General features: G+C 41.5%; 14 protein-coding genes. 4 read left to right on the top strand and 10 right to left on the bottom strand.

The genetic code is table 11. The features are described 5' to 3' along the window. Window position 1: 1 nt before the first annotated feature. Window positions 2-502, top strand: coding sequence for a disulfide bond formation protein B (locus AC1M9L_RS09465; protein ID WP_092766544.1), 501 nt, complete (start codon window positions 2-4; stop codon window positions 500-502). A gap of 43 nt (window positions 503-545) precedes the next feature. Here the strand turns inward: AC1M9L_RS09465 and AC1M9L_RS09460 are convergent, their stop codons facing one another. Beyond that, window positions 546-1,877, bottom strand: a complete 1,332-nt coding sequence (locus AC1M9L_RS09460) for a PGAP1-like alpha/beta domain-containing protein (RefSeq protein WP_092766543.1) — start codon at window positions 1,875-1,877, stop codon at window positions 546-548. Window positions 1,878-2,125: 248 nt separating this feature from the next. On the opposite strand from AC1M9L_RS09460, the gene AC1M9L_RS09455 reads away from it, so the two are divergent. Continuing rightward, entirely contained in the window at window positions 2,126-2,710 is a 585-nt protein-coding gene (locus AC1M9L_RS09455; protein ID WP_035264764.1) for a YqiA/YcfP family alpha/beta fold hydrolase, read from the top strand. A gap of 14 nt (window positions 2,711-2,724) precedes the next feature. Beyond that, complete coding sequence (gene parE, locus AC1M9L_RS09450) at window positions 2,725-4,605, top strand: DNA topoisomerase IV subunit B (RefSeq protein WP_481591969.1); 1,881 nt, start codon at window positions 2,725-2,727, stop codon at window positions 4,603-4,605. 44 nt (window positions 4,606-4,649) lie between these two features. Here the strand turns inward: parE and AC1M9L_RS09445 are convergent, their stop codons facing one another. The 9 genes from AC1M9L_RS09445 to urtA all read right to left on the bottom strand — a co-directional run bounded on the left by AC1M9L_RS09445 (window position 4,650) and on the right by urtA (window position 13,584). Beyond that, entirely contained in the window at window positions 4,650-4,946 is a 297-nt protein-coding gene (locus AC1M9L_RS09445) for an FmdB family zinc ribbon protein (protein ID WP_481591968.1), read from the bottom strand. A gap of 121 nt (window positions 4,947-5,067) precedes the next feature. Continuing rightward, on the bottom strand, window positions 5,068-6,246 hold the full coding sequence (gene fmdA, locus AC1M9L_RS09440) for a formamidase (RefSeq protein ID WP_092766540.1): 1,179 nt from the start codon (window positions 6,244-6,246) through the stop codon (window positions 5,068-5,070). A gap of 39 nt (window positions 6,247-6,285) precedes the next feature. Further along, window positions 6,286-7,401, bottom strand: a complete 1,116-nt coding sequence (locus AC1M9L_RS09435; RefSeq protein ID WP_051586508.1) for an AAA family ATPase — start codon at window positions 7,399-7,401, stop codon at window positions 6,286-6,288. Window positions 7,402-7,439: 38 nt separating this feature from the next. Next, on the bottom strand, window positions 7,440-8,483 hold the full coding sequence (locus AC1M9L_RS09430) for an aliphatic amidase (RefSeq protein WP_035264753.1): 1,044 nt from the start codon (window positions 8,481-8,483) through the stop codon (window positions 7,440-7,442). A gap of 213 nt (window positions 8,484-8,696) precedes the next feature. Then, window positions 8,697-9,395, bottom strand: a complete 699-nt coding sequence (urtE, locus tag AC1M9L_RS09425) for an urea ABC transporter ATP-binding subunit UrtE (RefSeq protein WP_035264750.1) — start codon at window positions 9,393-9,395, stop codon at window positions 8,697-8,699. 9 nt (window positions 9,396-9,404) lie between these two features. Continuing rightward, window positions 9,405-10,163 (bottom strand): urea ABC transporter ATP-binding protein UrtD, encoded by a 759-nt coding sequence (gene urtD / locus AC1M9L_RS09420; RefSeq protein WP_481591967.1) that lies wholly within the window; start codon window positions 10,161-10,163, stop codon window positions 9,405-9,407. Beyond that, window positions 10,160-11,326 (bottom strand): urea ABC transporter permease subunit UrtC, encoded by a 1,167-nt coding sequence (gene urtC / locus AC1M9L_RS09415; protein WP_481590162.1) that lies wholly within the window; start codon window positions 11,324-11,326, stop codon window positions 10,160-10,162. Before urtC ends, urtD begins: the two co-directional genes overlap by 4 nt. 19 nt (window positions 11,327-11,345) lie before the next feature. Continuing rightward, a complete protein-coding gene (gene urtB, locus AC1M9L_RS09410; protein ID WP_035264743.1) occupies window positions 11,346-12,266 on the bottom strand; it encodes an urea ABC transporter permease subunit UrtB in 921 nt (306 codons plus the stop codon). Between the two features lie 79 nt (window positions 12,267-12,345). Further along, on the bottom strand, window positions 12,346-13,584 hold the full coding sequence (urtA, locus tag AC1M9L_RS09405) for an urea ABC transporter substrate-binding protein (RefSeq protein ID WP_179999684.1): 1,239 nt from the start codon (window positions 13,582-13,584) through the stop codon (window positions 12,346-12,348). Between the two features lie 202 nt (window positions 13,585-13,786). On the opposite strand from urtA, the gene AC1M9L_RS09400 reads away from it, so the two are divergent. Further along, the gene (locus AC1M9L_RS09400) at window positions 13,787-17,263 is read left to right on the top strand and encodes a hybrid sensor histidine kinase/response regulator (protein WP_481592018.1); all 3,477 of its coding nucleotides are present in this window, start codon (window positions 13,787-13,789) and stop codon (window positions 17,261-17,263) included. Window position 17,264: the final 1 nt, after the last annotated feature.

The following is a 17,264-nucleotide window of genomic DNA, read 5'->3' as shown; positions in this document are numbered from 1 at the left end:
TATGCAGTGGCAAAATTACCGCATGGTGAGTGGCCTGTTGTTTATAGCCAGCGTGATTGGAATGGCCTTCGCGTTGTATCTCGAACATGTCCAAGGTCTTGAACCTTGTCCATTGTGTGTATTTCAACGGTTAGGTCTGATCGGATTGGGGCTGATTTCTTTTATTGCGTTTCTACACAATCCCGTCCGTAATGGTTTAAAACGAGTATATGCTTTCCTAGGGACATTATCGATTTTATGGTCAGCGGGTGTTGCTGCACGTCATGTCTGGCTGCAGAGTTTACCTCCAGATAAAGTGCCAAGTTGTGGGCCTGGTTTAGATTATTTGGTAGATGCTTTGCCGCTTAAAACAGTGCTTCAACAAGTGCTGTCAGGATCAGGCGAATGTGCGGTAGTAGACTGGACTTTCCTAGGTCAGTCTTTACCTGTGTGGTCTTTGGTATTTTTTAGTATTTTGGTGATCATCTCGATTTGGCAGTTATTCAGAAAGTATTCTGCTTAATATAAAAAAGCCAACTAATAGTTGGCTTTTTTATTGAAGATGGTCAGGTTTCTACGATTCCTTCCATGCTTTCTAATTTGATTAAATATTTACGGATTTGCTCTTCAGCTAATTCATCGTGATGTGGATAGAACCATTTAACGATTTGCTCAGCAACACTGGAATGGTATTGAATTTCCATATGATTGAGCCCGTAGAACACCGCTTTATGTGATTCTGGCAATTTCAGTTGGAATCGCGGATTTGGATGCTCACCCAAAGCACTTTGCACACTCACTAAGTAATCGCCAATGACTTTAAGTGTACGATTTTTACGATTTTCAAACTCAATTGTTCCAGCTACTAAGAATGTATTGATATGTGAAGGCAGCGGTGCAGGTTTACGATTATCATCCATCATGCCAATACGAGCGTGATTGTGTTCCCAGTCATCATCACGGACACTACCATGGCGTAAATCCAAAATACCATCACTGCGAATATTCACAATGTGGCTGGCTAACTTGATGATGGGAAAGTGTCCAATTTTTTCTTGAACGGCAAAGCCAATACGTTCTAGAACCGCACCATGATGTGGAGAACCTAAGCAGACCAAATTCTCTGCCATGTGAAACCATTGATGGAGATTTTGTTTACCATAAAACAAAGCACTTCGAGAAACCAAACCACCCATACTGTGACCGATTAAATCAAGGCTGGTGATACGTGGATTGCGCTTTACCAAGTCTTCAAGCATATTGGCCAACGAACGACCATTCGCTGAAATTCTGCGCCCAGTGTTGTAATGCAAATAAAGCATGGTGTTGTTGTCGCGTTGTGCAAGCAGTTTTTCACCAATACCGCCATAGTTGCGATTGGTCCAATCAAGATGATTCATGCACAGACCATGGCAAAAGATCACGACACGACCTGACAGGTCACCCTGTTGTAACTCTCCATAGTGATCATACAGATTACTGGTAATCGCCAACGGATTTTGATTTTTGAGTAAATAGTCGCCAATCACGCCATTAAGAGCACTGACCAAAAAAATCATTTTTGGCGTGAGGGGTTTATCATGGAGTTTCGGAAATTGATCAATGATTTTGCGCAGGGCTGGTGCGACCAAATAATTTCCGTAATTTAGAAGCGTGTCATATGAAAATTGATATAACTTTCGAACGTAGGTTTTTTTTTGAAATTCTTTTGATGTTTTTTTACTTAAACCAAATACGGTTAAGAGCACTTCACGTTGAAGTGATTGAATGAGATTTTGAACAGCAAGGTTGATTGGAGTGCTGACCAGTTGTGCCAAACCTTCAAGCACATCGGCCTGACTCGGAGGAGATCGATCCCATTTACAATAGGTTTCATGTAGTGGCGTTAAACTCGGCATCTAGTCTTATCCTGATAGTGCATGATCATCTAAAGACACTTTATTTTTAGCAATGATCACTGTATAAAATTCCTTGTATTTATCTTATGTTGTTCATCCCGAACAATTTTTAAGATAACTTTGATTTCAGATCGGCTCTAATTTTTTTGTCTGACAATATTTGTTATCGTACAAAAGAGAAACAAATATGTGATCTGATTCACAATAAAAATTAGAACAATTTTGAGGAAAATGCAATTAATCAGTTCATGAATATTATCTATCTACATGGATTTCAAAGTAGTCCTTTTTCGATTAAAGGGCAACTGATTCGTCAGTATTTTGAAAGACATGAACATGTACAAGTGCATTTGCCCGATTTAAATATGCCGCCTGATCAGGTCATTACTTCGATTTCGACGCTCATCGAGTCTATGTCAAATGTCGTTTTGATTGGGAGCAGTTTAGGTGGATTTTATGCGACGCAGCTTGCCGCGAAACATGGAGTCGCAGCTGTACTGATTAATCCCGCTATGCAACCATGGAAATTATTTAGAAACTTGTTTTCAACGGCGCAGTTTCCTTATCCAGTCACTGCGAATTGGTCGTTAGATGAAGCTCAGCTTGATCAATTGGAGCATATGGCAGTTCCGTTTGTGCAAGATGCAGACAAAATCTTGGTCTTGTTACAACAAGGTGATGAAGTTTTGGATTATCGTGAAGCGGAACGTTATTATAATTGCGATGGTCATCAAGCGTTCCTCATTACAGAAACATATGGCAATCACGCGATGGATGATTTCGCGGATAAAATACCCTTGGTATATCAGTTTTTAGCTGACAGCTTAAAATAAGGAAACAATTCAACGTGTCTCAATATACGGCCCAATCCCTTGAAGTCTTATCTGGTTTAGATCCTGTACGCCGTCGTCCAGGCATGTATACCGATACCACACGTCCAAACCATTTGGCGCAAGAGGTCATTGATAATGCGGTCGATGAAGCATTGGCAGGACACGCGAATAAAATTACAGTGACTGTGTATAAAGATGGTTCATTGTCAGTAGAAGATAACGGGCGTGGTATGCCAGTTGATATTCATCCTGAATATGGTCAAAGCGGCATTGAAATTATTCTGACTAAACTGCATGCAGGTGGGAAATTCAGCACAGATAATTATCAATTCTCTGGTGGTTTGCACGGGGTTGGTATTTCTGTTGTAAATGCGCTTTCCACACGTGTGGAAGTTCAAGTTCAGCGCCAAGGTAATTTATACAAAATGGCCTTTGAGCAAGGTGAAGCAACGGCACCACTTGAAGTTCTGGAAGGTAAAGCCCCTAAACGTGCATCGGGTACCTCAGTTCACTTTTGGCCTGAAGCGAAATATTTTGATTCACCTAAATTTGCATTAAAGGCACTTAAACACAATTTAAAAGCGAAGGCGGTATTAGCTGCTGGCTTACAAATCAATTATGTTGATGAAATTAACGACGAAAAAATCACTTGGCAGTTTGAAAATGGTCTCGTCGATTATTTGATGGATGAATTAGAAGATCGTGAAATCATCCCTATGCCTGCATTTGTCGCTACAGGTGACGCGGAACGTGCCAGTGCGGAGTTTGCGATTTGTTGGAATGTTGAAGGCGGAGAGAGCATTCAAGAATCTTATGTGAACTTGATTCCAACGGCGCAAGGTGGCACACATGTGAATGGTCTTCGTTCAGGTGTGACGGATGCGATCCGTGAGTTCTGTGAGTTACGTAATCTCTTACCACGTAATATGAAGCTTTCAGCGGAAGATGTGTGGGATGGCGTGAACTATATTCTGTCTTTGAAATTTCAAGAGCCACAATTTTCAGGTCAAACCAAAGAGCGTCTTTCAAGTCGTGAAGCCTCTGGGATTGTACAGAACATCGCCAAAGATGCTTTTGCCTTATGGTTGAATCAAAACTCTGAAATTGCAATGCAATTGGCTGAAATGGCGATTTCAAAAGCGGGACGTCGTTTAAAAGCAGCGAAGAAAGTTGAGCGCAAAAAAATCGTTTCAGGTCCAACTTTACCAGGCAAATTATCTGATTGTGTGGGACATAGTTTGGAAGAGTCAGAACTATTTATTGTGGAAGGTGATTCTGCTGGAGGATCTGCTAAACAGGCGCGTGATAAGAATTTCCAAGCGATTATGCCGATCCGCGGAAAAATTTTAAACACTTGGGAAGTCTCTTCAGATGAAGTACTTGCTTCTCAAGAGGTTCATAATATTGCAATCGCAATAGGAGTCGATCCGGGTTCTGATGATTTGTCTGAACTTCGCTATGGCAAGATCTGTATTCTTGCCGATGCAGACTCAGATGGATTACATATTGCGACTTTGCTATGTGCATTATTTGTGAAGCACTTCCCAAGTCTAGTTGAAGCAGGGCACTTATTTGTTGCGATGCCACCTTTATTCCGTATTGATGACGGTAAAGATGTGCATTACGCGCTTGATGAAGCAGAATTAGAAGGCATATTGAAAAAAGCCAAAACTAAATCCCCACAAATCACACGATTTAAAGGTTTGGGTGAGATGAATGCAAGTCAGCTCCGTGAAACAACATTGGATCCCAATACTCGTCGTTTGGTGCAACTAGATTTGGATGATGTGCATTTTACTTCAGGTTTATTAGATAAATTATTAGCCAAGAAACGCGCAAGTGATCGTAAAGAATGGTTGGAACAAAAAGGCAACTTAGCTGAATTAGTCGTTTAATTGTCCGTAGACACGAGCATTAAAGCCCGCATCTGCGGGCTTTTTTATACTTCACAGAGTGAACAATTCACACCACGACAATTGTGTAGCACTGAACTGCGCGCACTATTTTTATTGGTACCTGGACCGCCGACTAAAGGTCCTGCAAGTTGTTCTGCGCCTGACCCTGGGCGCCATTTGGTCTTCATGTTGATTTGTTGTCTGCCAGTTATCATCGGTTTTGCTAAGGTTTGTTGTTGGCAGTATTTACATTCGATGGTGTCAGTTGCAATCCTAGAAATAGGCACACGTTGTTCAAAAATTCCTTCGCAGTGATCACAGCGGAAATCGTATAATGGCATGGTCGTGCTCCTACTTATTTTTAAGCATGCGCATGTTTAAAAGTTAAAAAGGAGGTAGCTCGCATGCTTACTCAAGCTACCCCGTAAAATGGTGAAACCTGTAACAACAATAATGCGCTAATTAGCGTTTATGCCCCCAAAATTTATCGTCATTTAAAGCACCTTGCGGCAAGATATTTTGTTCAAAAATGGAGGTTGGGAGTGAGACGGTACATGCACAGTTTGGAATATCTACAATACCTCCGATACGACCTTCAACCGGTGCAGCGGTAAGTAACATGTAGGCTTGTGACCCAGTAAAGCCAAAGTTTTCAAGATACTTAATAGCTTTTAAACATGCTTGGCGGTAAGCCACTGTCGCATCGAGATAGTGATTTACACCATCTTCAACACTGATCCCTTCGAAAGTCAGCCATTGATCATAATTTGGACGTACATTGCTTGGAACAAAGATAGGTGAATCAATATTGTATTTTTCCATTCCACCTTTGATTAAATCGAAACCGACACGTGTAACGCCATCCATTTCAATCGCACCACAGAAACCAATTTCACCGTCACCTTGTGAGAAGTGGAGGTCGCCCATTGAGAAGCCAGCACCTTTTTGATAAACAGGGAAGTAAATACGGCTTCCTGCAGCAAGGTCTTTAATGTCTGTGTTACCCCCATGTTCACGTGGAGGAACTGTGCGTGCAGCTTCAGCCGCCATACGATCAAATTCTGGACCTTTCACACCACGCAGAACGGCTGTACGTGGATCAGGAGGGTTTGCCTGACCTTTAGGAACGAGCAATGCTTCACGGCGATTCCATTCTTTCAGTAAATCATGTGATGGTAGAGTTCCCATCAAGCCAGGATGTTTTAATCCTGCAATACGTACACCAGGGATATGACGTGAAGTTGCAAATAAACCTTTCAAATCCCAAATGGCTTTATCTGCCTCTGGGAAATAGTCCGCCAAGAAGCCACCACCATTTTCCTTGGCAAAAACACCCGAAAAACCCACATCAGAAATCGGTTGAATGTCTAGTAGATCAATGACCAACAAATCACCTGGTTCTGCACCTTCAACATAGAATGGACCTGTTAAAGGATGAGCACGTGTTAAATCCACATTTTTAACATCAGAAATATCGTCAGTATCTTTAATTTGTGCGTCAAGGAAATCCAAACTTTCAATCAGAATTTCTTCACCAGGTTTTACTGATGTCAGAAAAGGTAAGTCTGGGTGCCAACGGTTGTGACCAATTTCGGCTTGCTCCGCAAGTGGAACTCCTGGTTTGATTTTAATATGTTGCATAATGTATCCCCTGTATTGAGGTCAAATAAAGTTTAGGTCTCAGTGTTGTTGTGATGCTTCGTGTATCAGTAACGGATCAAGTTGTTTCACTGCAGGCTCAATCATCTGAATTTGAAGCTTCGTATTGTCGTAATCGATGATGAATTCACTAATGTGCTTGTTGTTTAGAAAAGCTTTCGCGAGTGCAGGTTCAACTAACACTTTAAAACGACGGCTTAAACCCCGAGCACCAAATCGAACATCATGTCCTGAACTCAGGAATCGAATGGCAGCATCGGTCAAAGCAATGGTTCGACTTTGCTTTTTTAGACGTTGGTTCATTTTGTCAATTTCGAGTTGGACTAAGGTTGCAGCAAAATCAGATTCAACTGGCTGATAATGTAAGATTCGCTCAATTCGATTTAGAAACTCAGGATCAAACTTTTTATCGAGTGCTTTTGTCGTGATTTCACTGTCATCTAATTTCAAATGCTTGGCTAAATTCTGGAGTGGTTTTGGTAATTGACTGAGTTGTTTCAGACGCTTTTGAGCATCTTTGGCACCCACATTACTCGTCATAAAAATCATGCAGTTTTTAAAGTCTAAAACCTTTGTACCCGCAGTTAATTTTAAAGTTCCTGTTTCAAGCACATTGAGTAGCCCTCGAATGACTTCAGTACTGGCTTTTTCAATTTCATCAAAGAGAACAATGCCAGGTTTGGAGAAACTCCCTTGAATCAGGGCTTCATCGAATAAAGTATTTCCTTCTTTAGAGCCGACATAGCCTGGTGGGGCACCTGTCAGGGCGGCTGCATAATGCTCTTGTGCCAATGTATTCATATCAATTCGACAGAATGCATCAGCTTTACCGTGTATCGCTTCAGCAATGAGGCGGACTGTTTCAGTTTTTCCTACACCGGTAGGACCTAACATCAGTGTGACACTTAAAGGACGATGAGCTGCGTTAAAATCTGCTTTCACTGTGGTGAGCATATTTTCAATTTCATCAAGTGCGGCTTCTTGTCCAATAATATGTTCACGTAGATGGGTCATCACGGCATCTGGTTCAAAACTGAATCGGGAAGTACGTGCAATACATTCCTTGCTTTGCATGTCATAGCGTTGTTTTGCCAAACTTTCCTGATTGGCATGTATACGGTCACTGGCAAATGTCATGTTCGAAACCTCCTGCAATCAAGTCGGACGAAGCTTCTTTAAGAAGCTTCTTTCTCTAACCCTTCGTGAGGTAAGTTGCCAATTGGGCACTCTGCAACGCCAATGGTTGAACGCGTAAACTGCTCAACATTTTCCTGTGCTTTTTGTGCGTCTAAGACCCATGTCTTGTAGAAGTCGAATGGACAATCGGCAACCCCTTTATCACCATCACCATTGTTGTATACGCCTGTATAGCCACGGTGTAGCAGCTTGAACAAGTGGTTTTGTGATTGATCGTATTTACGTGCATCACGTATTTCTGTGAGTGATAACTGTGCGTATTGGATACCATTTTCTTCCGTACCACATTCACCTAATGTACGTCCGTCAAAGCCGACCACTGCCGAATGTCCAAAGTAGGTATATACCCCATCAAAACCAGTACAATTGGCAACAGCGACATAAACGTTATTTGCCCAAGCCATACATTTGGCCATATTGATTTGCTGTTCATCAGCCGGGTACATATAACCTTGGCATCGCACCACAAGTTCAGCACCTTTCATCGCACAGTCGCGCCAAATTTCAGGGTAATTACCGTCGTCACAGATAATGAGTGACATTTTGATGCCTTTAGGGCCCTCTGTCACATAAGTCGTATCTCCAGGGCACCAGCCTTCAATTGGGCACCATGGAATAATCTTGCGATATTTTTGAACGATTTCACCTTTGTTATTGATGAGCACTAAGGTGTTATATGGCACTTTATGCGGGTGTTCTTCGTGCTGTTCCCCAGTAATTGAGAATACGCCCCAAACATTTGCTTCAATACAAGCTTGAGAGAAAATTGCCGTTTCATCACCTGGGATTGTGGCTGCCGTTGCCATCATTTCATCATGATCATACATAATGCCCATGGTGCTGTATTCAGGAAAAACAATGAGATCCATACCTGGAATACCTTGTTTAATTCCTTTCAACATTTCAGCAATTTTTTTTGCATTCTCAAGTACTTCTGCTTTGGTGTGCAAGCGTGGAATTTTATAGTTCACTACTGCTACACCTACTGTATTTGGACTACTTGAGATATCACCGTGACGCATTCAACTTACTCCCCATATCTTTAAAATTAAAATCTATGTAAGGAGTTTCTCGTGAAATTGATCGATGCAAAATACGGTGAATTGCGTATATGAAGCGATATTTTGAATGAGTCTTTAGATCGAAATAACAATACCACTCCAACAAATGGTCAAAAAAAATCCCCCGAAAAATCGAGGGAGATGCCAAATTAAGAATTGATGAGATGACGTGCTTTAAACTGAAAGATATTTGCTAATGGTCGCTTCATCGACATTCGCTCTGACATCTTCATAAGCAAAACGGCCTTTATCGATGACCAAGAAGCGATCTGCCATCGCCATAGTAAAGCTCAGTACTTGCTCGGAGACCACGATAGTGAGGTCTCGTTGATCGCGAATTTCTTTTAGCGTTTTCGCAATATCTTTAATAATCGAGGGCTGGATTCCCTCGGTAGGTTCATCGAGCAGCAATACTTTGGGATTGGTGGCGAGTGCACGTGCAATTGCCAATTGTTGCTGTTGTCCACCAGATAAATTTCCCCCTTTGCGTTTACGCATATCCCAAAGTACAGGGAAAAGCTCATACAGATCGTCAGGTACTTTGCCATGGGCAGACGCAGGGAGACCTGTTTGAATATTCTCTAGAACAGACATGGTTGAGAAAATCATACGACCTTGAGGAACATAAGCAACACCATTTTCTACACGTTGATACGGGTCAAGCTTTTCTAAGTTTTTACCATCGAGCTTGATTTCGCCTTGAGTATTTTTAATATCACCGATAAGGGTTTTAAACAGTGTGGTTTTTCCCATCCCATTTCGACCCATAATCGCCACAATTTCTTTGGGTTGAATTTTAAGTTCTAGATCATGAATGACTTGGCTTTGTTTATAACCTGAACACAAAGAACTAATTTCTAATAATCCGCTCATAAGGTCTCCTTAGTGTCCGAGATAGACTTCAATGACTTTTGGATCACTTTGCACATCATCCATTTTTCCTGCTGCGAGGATTTTCCCTTGGTGCAATACTGTCACTTTATCTGCAATGGTTTTTACAAACTCCATATCGTGCTCAATCACGAGGACTGAGCGTCCTTTACTGATTTCACGAAGCAGTTGTGCTGTCTGTTCGCGCTCAGAAACACTCATGCCTGCCACAGGTTCATCCAGCATTAACAACTCGGGGTCTTGCATAAGCAACATCCCTATTTCAAGCCATTGTTTTTGTCCATGAGACAATAGGCCTGCGGAGGTGTGTAATAAATCAGTGAGGAAAATTTTTGAAGCGACTTCTTGGATACGCTCTTTGACATCTTTGGTTCGCTTAAAGAACAAAGCCCCAAACACATTACGACCACGTGGGAAAGACATTTCGAGGTTGTCATAGACTGAAAGGTTTTCGTAAATATTGGGATTTTGAAATTTACGACCGACACCTTTACGAACGATTTCGAACTCTTTGAGCTTAGTCAGTTCAATATCATTAAATTTGATCGTGCCAGAAGTTGCTTTAGTTTTACCGCAAATCAAATCCAATACTGTTGTTTTACCTGCACCATTAGGGCCGATCACCACGTGAACTTCGTTTTTATCGAGATAGAAGTTGAGATCGCTGACGGCTTTAAAGCCATCAAACGAGACTGTGAGATCTTCGATAACAAGTACAGGTTTTGCCATTTCTACGCCGACTTTACTCATTTCACACCTCCTTCTACTTCAATATTGCTATCTTTTTTGGACTCCGTGGGTTGATGGGGGATAGGCGAAGCCGTTGTTTTTTTATCTTTGAAGATAAGTGGGCGAACATATTTTTCATATAAGCCAGCTAAACCATTCGGTAAGAACATCACAACGCCTATGAACAATGCACCAAGGAAGTACAACCATACTTCAGGGAATGCTTCAGAGAAGTAAGTTTTACCGAGGTTAACTAAAACTGCACCATATACAGCTCCAATCAGTGATAAACGTCCGCCTACTGCAGCCAAGATCACCATTTCAATAGATGGGACGATGCCAATAATCGTTGGAGACATGAAGCCGACTTGCAGTGTAAACATTGCCCCACCGACGGAAGAAACGACTGCCGCAAAGCAGAAGATAAAGACTTTGTACATTGAAACGTCATAGCCAGAAAAACGTACACGTTCTTCTTTTTCACGCATTGCAGAAAGTAAGCGACCTAACTTTGAGCTGAGAACAAAGCGACTGATCATGATGACTGCAATGAGTAATAATGCATTGATGTAATACAAAACGTACTTTGCTTCATCCGTACGGATGTCCCAGCCATGTAATGTTTTGAGATCAGTAATACCGTTGATACCACCAGTAAAGCCTTGTTGACCAATAATCAAAATTGTCAAAATCGCCACAATCGCTTGCATGATGATAGAGAAATACACGTCTCCTACACGACGAGTAAACATTGCAAAACCAATAATAAAAGCCAATAAAATTGGAATAATTACAATCGCGAATAGGGTAAATGTGAAACTATGGAATGGTTCCCAGAACATTGGTAGGCTGGTAATTTGGTTCCAGTCCATAAAATCAGGAATACCGGGTGTGGTTTGAGCTGCTGTGGATTGCATGTCAGAAGCTTCAAGTTTGAGGAACATGGCCATACAGTAGCCACCGATCCCAAAGAAAATACCCTGACCTAAACTTAAAATGCCGCCGTAACCCCAGCACAGCACTAAACCAATCGCGACAAAAGCAAACGTAAGATATTTACCCATTAAATTGAGACGGAAAACATCTAAAAACATGGGCATTACAAATAGGATCAGTACTGCCAATATAGCCAGTCCAATCGCACCTTCTTTACCGCCTAACAAGGCATTCATTGGATTACTCATATCAATCTCTCCTGAATACCTATTTACGAACTTTGATTGAGAACAAACCTTGAGGACGTAACATCAAAATGATGATGACCGTCGCTAAGGTAATGACTTTGGCAACAGAGCCTGACAGGAAGAACTCTAGGATTGATTGGGCTTGTGCAATACTGAAAGCCGAAGCGATAGTGCCTAATAGACTTGCAGCTCCACCAAACACCACAACCAAGAACGTGTCTACGATATAGAGAGAGCCTGCAGTTGGACCAGTTGAGCCAATTGTCGTAAACGCCGCACCAGCAATACCGGCCAAACCACAACCTAATGCGAATGTTAGACTGTCCACACGCTTTGTATTAATACCAACGGCACCACTCATGAAACGGTTTTGGTTTGTCGCACGAAGCTGTAAGCCCCAGCGAGAACGATAGATAAGGAAATAGACAAAAGCAGTCACGGTGAGTGTGACACCGACAAGGAATAAGCCATTAATAGGAATATCAATCGTCTCTGTCGGTTGATAAGAGCCCATAAGCCAATCAGGTAGTGTTGGACTCACTTCTTTGGGACCAAATGTAGAGCGAAACACTTGTTGCATGATTAAGCTCAAGCCCCAAGTTGCAAGCAAAGTATCGAGTGGCCGCTGATAAAGCCGACTAATCATGAGCCGTTCGACCATATAGCCGATAATGCCTGCTGTCAGAAAAGCTGCCACAATCGCTACAATAAAATAATAAGGAAGCAATTGAGGAAAATAGCTTTCAGTCAGGGTTGAAATGACAAATGTGGTATACGCGCCTATTGTGAGGAATTCACCATGTGCCATATTGATGACACCCATTTGCCCAAAAATAATTGCAAGGCCCAGTGCCATTAACAACAGCACACAGAAAACAGAAAGACCATTAAAGCCTTGCATCGCAAATATTGCACCGAAGTCAGCTAAAGATAAATCCATCGCCTCATCCTCCAAGCTTTAAATAATAGGTTTGAAATGAAAAGATCAGGAGAGGTCTCTCCTGATCATGTGCTGTCGATTAGTAGCCTTTAGGGAATGGATTAGGCTTGATTAAACCTTTTGATTCGTAGACCACTTTGAATTGACCATTGGTTTGCACTTGTGCAATACGTGATTTGCTCCATAAATGATGATTGGCATCAATTTTCACGTAACCTTCAGGCGCATTTTTCATTTCGATGCCTGGAGAGGCTTTGGTAACTTTGGCAACATCAAAACTACCAGCTTTTTCAACTGCGGCTTTCCATAACCACGGACCAAGATAAGCGGCTTGAGTCACATCACCAATTACTGCTTTAGGACCGTATTTCGCTTTAAATGCTTTTACGAAAGCTGCGTTACTTGGATTATTTAGACTTTGGAAATATTTCATTGAAGAGTAGAAGCCCTTCATATTTTCGCCACCAATACCCAGTAATTCATCTTCTGTCACAGAGAAGGTGAGCAGTGTTTGCTTATCGCCAGTCACGCCTGCAGCTTTCATTTGCTTGTAGAATGAAACGTTTGATCCACCTACCACGGCAGCGACAATTGCATCTGGTTTACGAAGTTTGGTTTTGTTAATTAAAGAACCAAATTGCGTATGGCCAAGCGGGTAGTATTCTTCACCGACGACTTTACCTTTCAACACTTTTTCAATGTGTGTACGGGCAATTTTCATGGTGGTACGTGGCCAAATATAGTCAGAACCGATTAAATAGAATGTTTTGGCTTTTTTCTCACGTGCAAGCCAATTCAGAGACTCAAGCACCTGTTGTGTAGCTTCTTGACCGGTATAAATCACATTTTTAGATTGTTCTAGACCTTCATAGAATGTTGGGTAATACAGAAGCGAATTATTTCGTTCAATAATAGGTAATACGGCTTTACGAGAAGCTGAAGTCCAGCAACCAAAAATTGCTGCAACACGATCCTTTTCAGTTAATTTTCGGGCTTTCTCAGCGAAAGTTGGCCAGTCAGACGCACCATCTTCTTGAACAATTTTAATCTGACGACCTAATACACCACCTTGTTTGTTGATCTGCTCAATGGCTAAGCGTTCTGCTTGGATGGCCCCTGTTTCAGAGATTGCCATCGTTCCCGTCGCTGAATGAAGCTGACCGACATAGACGAATTTATCATTTACGTTAAGTTTGGTTGTATTTACTTTTGCTGTCGCTGGAGCACTCGCAGTGGTCAAGACAGGTGCCAGTAAAAAAGGAACAGCGAGTAGTCCTGCGAGTAAGCCAGATGTTTTAACTTTAGATTTTAAGGTCATTGATGTTCCCCTGATGAAGTGGATAAGGCCATTGCGCGATTTATTGTTTGCGCTTGCTATGGACTTAAGCCTAAGGGGTGTTAAAAAATGAGCATATACGTCACTTTACGTATATCGATGTTCCTCAAAATGTTTTTTGATGAAAGTTAAGCTGGGCATAGATTTTGCTAACTGTAAGGGTCTATTTAAATTGCCTAGCTTTATGGTTTCATCTAGCAATACTCCTCAAGCACCGCAACGGGTGATTCATACACGCCGTAAATACAATACTTGGGTGGTTGATGAGAGTATTGAAGACTATGCACTACGCTACGCACCGAGGTCAGTAAGACGATGGTCCCTTTGGACGGTGACCAATACAGCGCTTGCAGCAGTCAGTTTTCTAGCGATGGAAGCGCTTGGTGCAACCATGTTATGGCAATATGGCTTTAGCAATGCATTCTGGGCCTTAGTGGTCGTTTCAATTATTATCTTTTTGACCAGTTGGCCTATTGGATATTACGCGGCCAAATACAATGTTGATATTGACCTACTTACACGGGGCGCAGGCTTTGGCTATATCGGCTCATCTATAACTTCAGTCATTTACGCCAGTTTTACTTTCATCTTCTTTGCTTTTGAAGCCGCTATCATGGCTTTGGCGCTTGAGCTTGGTTTAGGTGTGCCGCTGAGTCTAGGTTATTTAATTTCTGCGCTTATTATTCTGCCCCTAGTGATCAAAGGCATAGGATTTATTAATAAAGTACAAGCGTTTACCCAACCATTATGGATTTTTTTATTATTACTACCATGGTGCTTTGTTTTGGTGAAGCATCCGACTCTGCTCTCTGAAGTTGCCCTAATAGAAGGCGCGCAAAGTCAAAGTGCAGGATTCAATTTGGCTTTTTTTGGCGCATCTTGCACTGTTTTGTTTGCGCTGATTACGCAGATTGGTGAACAAGCTGATTATTTAAGATTTTTGCCAGACAAAAAAAATGCTCAAAAGAAATGGAATTGGGCGGTATTTTTAGGCGGTCCTGCATGGATATTGGTGGGATTCATTAAAATTTTTATGGGCATGATTTTAATGGTACTCGCCCTTAAATTTATGGTACCGAATCATGAGTTAAGCAATCCGAATTATCTATATTGGATCGCCTACCAACAAGTGATTGAGCATCCTGGTGCTGCATTATTTCTTACAGTCATGTTTGTGTGTATCGCACAGTTAAAGATCAACGTAACCAACGCTTATGCTGGCTCATTGGCATGGTCTAATTTCTTTGCACGCTTAACGCACAGTCATCCCGGACGTGTGGTCTGGTTAGTATTCAATATTTTTATTGCGCTATTGTTGATGGAGCTGGGTGTCATCCATGCGGTGGAGCGTGTATTAGGGCTTTATAGTAATGTGGCCTTGGCATGGGTGGGTGCCATCGTTGCTGATCTCGTCATCTGTAAGCCATTGGGGCTGAGCCCGAAAGGAATTGAGTTTAGGCGTGCTTACCTCTATGACATTAATCCAGTCGGTGTTGGCAGTTTATGTATTGCATCCTTATTGTCGATTTTATGCTACTGGGGATTATTTGGTGATATCGCAAAATCCTTAGCAGGATTTATTGCTTTAGGTTCAGCTATCATCTGTGTCCCAATGCTTGCTTATTTTACTCGTGGCAAATACTACATCGCACGTCATGAAGATAAATCATTAAAACCAATAGAGACACAACGATGTGTGGTTTGTGAGCATGAGTATGAAATGGCTGACATGGCGACTTGTCCTGCTTATAACAATATGATTTGTTCTTTATGCTGTACCTTAGAAGCTCGTTGCCATGATTTATGTAAGCCTCATGCACGGTGGTCTGCACAACTTAAGCATTTTGCAGTTTGGTTTCTACCGCGCCAATGGTTGAGATACATCAATACTAGATTGAGTCTTTATATTTTGATGATCTTTGTTCTGAGTGTGGTTTTGGCAGTCAGTTTAAGTCTGGTTTATTTACAAGAACTGAGTAAATTCGGCACAGTATTTGGATCAACTCAACAGCATGAGTTGCTGATGCTATTTGTGAAAATTTATGCCGTATTATTTTTACTGTTATGTGTTGCAGCATGGTGGTTGGTACTCAATGATGAAAGTCGCCGACAAGCTCAGCTTGAAAGTAATATGCAAACACAACTGCTCATGGACGAAATTGAAGCGCATAAAATTACAGATCGGCAATTACAAGATGCACGAACTCAAGCTGAAAAAGCCAATGAGGCCAAAAGTCGTTATGTTGTTGGGATTAGTCATGAACTGAGAACACCTCTAAATAGTATTTTAGGATATAGCCAGTTACTCAATAAACAAGAACAACTCTCTGAACAAGGAAAAGCTGCGCTGGGCGTGATTCGTCGTAGTGGGCAGCATTTAACGTCCTTGATTGATGGTTTACTTGATCTTGCAAGGATTGAAACAGGTAAAATTTCTTTAGAAATGTCGAATATTGAATTTCCGAAGTTTCTCCAACAAATCGTGAATATGTTTGAGCCACAATTCCAACAAAAACAACTGAAATTTACGGTCGAAATTAGTGAAAAAATACCACAATACGTACGTATAGATAAAAAAAGACTTGAACAGATCCTTATCAATTTAATGGGAAATGCTTTGAAATTTACGCTCGAAGGAGAGGTGAAATTTCGAGTAGATTATCGCTTTCAGACGGCATATTTTGAAATTCATGATACGGGATGCGGGATTGCTCAAGCAGATCTAGAGCGAATATTCCAGCCTTTTGAGCGCGGACAAAATGTTGTACAAGGGAGCTTTGCTGGAACAGGTTTGGGTTTACCAATTGTTAAACTATTGGTGGATATTCTCGGTGGGGAGTTAAAGGTAAGCAGTACGTTAAAAAACGGTTCAATTTTTAAAATAAAACTATATTTACCTTCAAAGTCGGTCATTCATCCGATTGCTGATGTCGCATCGAATACAGTATCTGGCTATACGGGACATCGCCGTAAAATATTGGTCGTAGACAATGAAGCAACTGATCGTGGACTAGTTTTAAATTTCCTTAAACCTCTCGGCTTTATTCTTGAAGAAGCAGAATCGGGATTGCAATGTCTAAGAAAAGTCCCTGAATTTCGACCAGATTTAATTTTAATGGATTTGAGTATGCCTTTGATGGGAGGGTGGGAAACTGCGAAATTATTGAGAAATAATAAAATGACCAATGTTCCCATCATCATTATTTCCGCAGATGCCAATGAACGAATGCAGAACCCTGAAACCGATGTATTGAATGAAGACTTTCTGGTCAAACCCGTGGACTTAAATCTGCTACTGAACAAAATTGGAGATAAATTAGGCTTGAACTGGGTTCATCAGAATGAGCCAACTCAAGTCGCAGAAGAACCTCAAAAACAGGTTGAACCCTTACACTATGATAGTAACGCTTTATCTGTCAGCGTGATTGATGAGGATGATGTAGCACCAGAACAAGCGCTAATCAAACTAGAAGATTATTTGAGTATTGGTTATATCCGTGGAGCCAAAGAGATCCTCGAAATTTGCAAGAAACGCAATGTCTGTGATCCTTCTATATGGCAACACATAGAATTTGATATTCAACGCTTCGATACCCAACGTGCATTACAACGATTACACGAGCACCTATCTGATATCAGATCTGATTTGGAAGGGAGTTAAG

This window comes from Acinetobacter sp. ANC_7511 (genome assembly GCF_056779975.1).
This window is presented reverse-complemented; position numbering and strand designations above follow the sequence as displayed.

Excerpts from the sequence above, each read along its gene's own strand:
- AC1M9L_RS09465 (WP_092766544.1), top strand. The coding sequence starts at position 2 with ATGCAGTGGCAAAATTACCGCATGGTGAGTGGCCTGTTGTTTATAGCC.
- AC1M9L_RS09460 (WP_092766543.1), bottom strand. The coding sequence starts at position 1,877 with ATGCCGAGTTTAACGCCACTACATGAAACCTATTGTAAATGGGATCGA.
- AC1M9L_RS09455 (WP_035264764.1), top strand. The coding sequence starts at position 2,126 with ATGAATATTATCTATCTACATGGATTTCAAAGTAGTCCTTTTTCGATT.
- AC1M9L_RS09445 (WP_481591968.1), bottom strand. The coding sequence starts at position 4,946 with ATGCCATTATACGATTTCCGCTGTGATCACTGCGAAGGAATTTTTGAA.
- fmdA (WP_092766540.1), bottom strand. The coding sequence starts at position 6,246 with ATGCAACATATTAAAATCAAACCAGGAGTTCCACTTGCGGAGCAAGCC.
- AC1M9L_RS09435 (WP_051586508.1), bottom strand. The coding sequence starts at position 7,401 with ATGACATTTGCCAGTGACCGTATACATGCCAATCAGGAAAGTTTGGCA.
- AC1M9L_RS09430 (WP_035264753.1), bottom strand. The coding sequence starts at position 8,483 with ATGCGTCACGGTGATATCTCAAGTAGTCCAAATACAGTAGGTGTAGCA.
- urtE (WP_035264750.1), bottom strand. The coding sequence starts at position 9,395 with ATGAGCGGATTATTAGAAATTAGTTCTTTGTGTTCAGGTTATAAACAA.
- urtD (WP_481591967.1), bottom strand. The coding sequence starts at position 10,163 with ATGAGTAAAGTCGGCGTAGAAATGGCAAAACCTGTACTTGTTATCGAA.
- urtC (WP_481590162.1), bottom strand. The coding sequence starts at position 11,326 with ATGAGTAATCCAATGAATGCCTTGTTAGGCGGTAAAGAAGGTGCGATT.
- urtB (WP_035264743.1), bottom strand. The coding sequence starts at position 12,266 with ATGGATTTATCTTTAGCTGACTTCGGTGCAATATTTGCGATGCAAGGC.
- urtA (WP_179999684.1), bottom strand. The coding sequence starts at position 13,584 with ATGACCTTAAAATCTAAAGTTAAAACATCTGGCTTACTCGCAGGACTA.
- AC1M9L_RS09400 (WP_481592018.1), top strand. The coding sequence starts at position 13,787 with ATGGTTTCATCTAGCAATACTCCTCAAGCACCGCAACGGGTGATTCAT.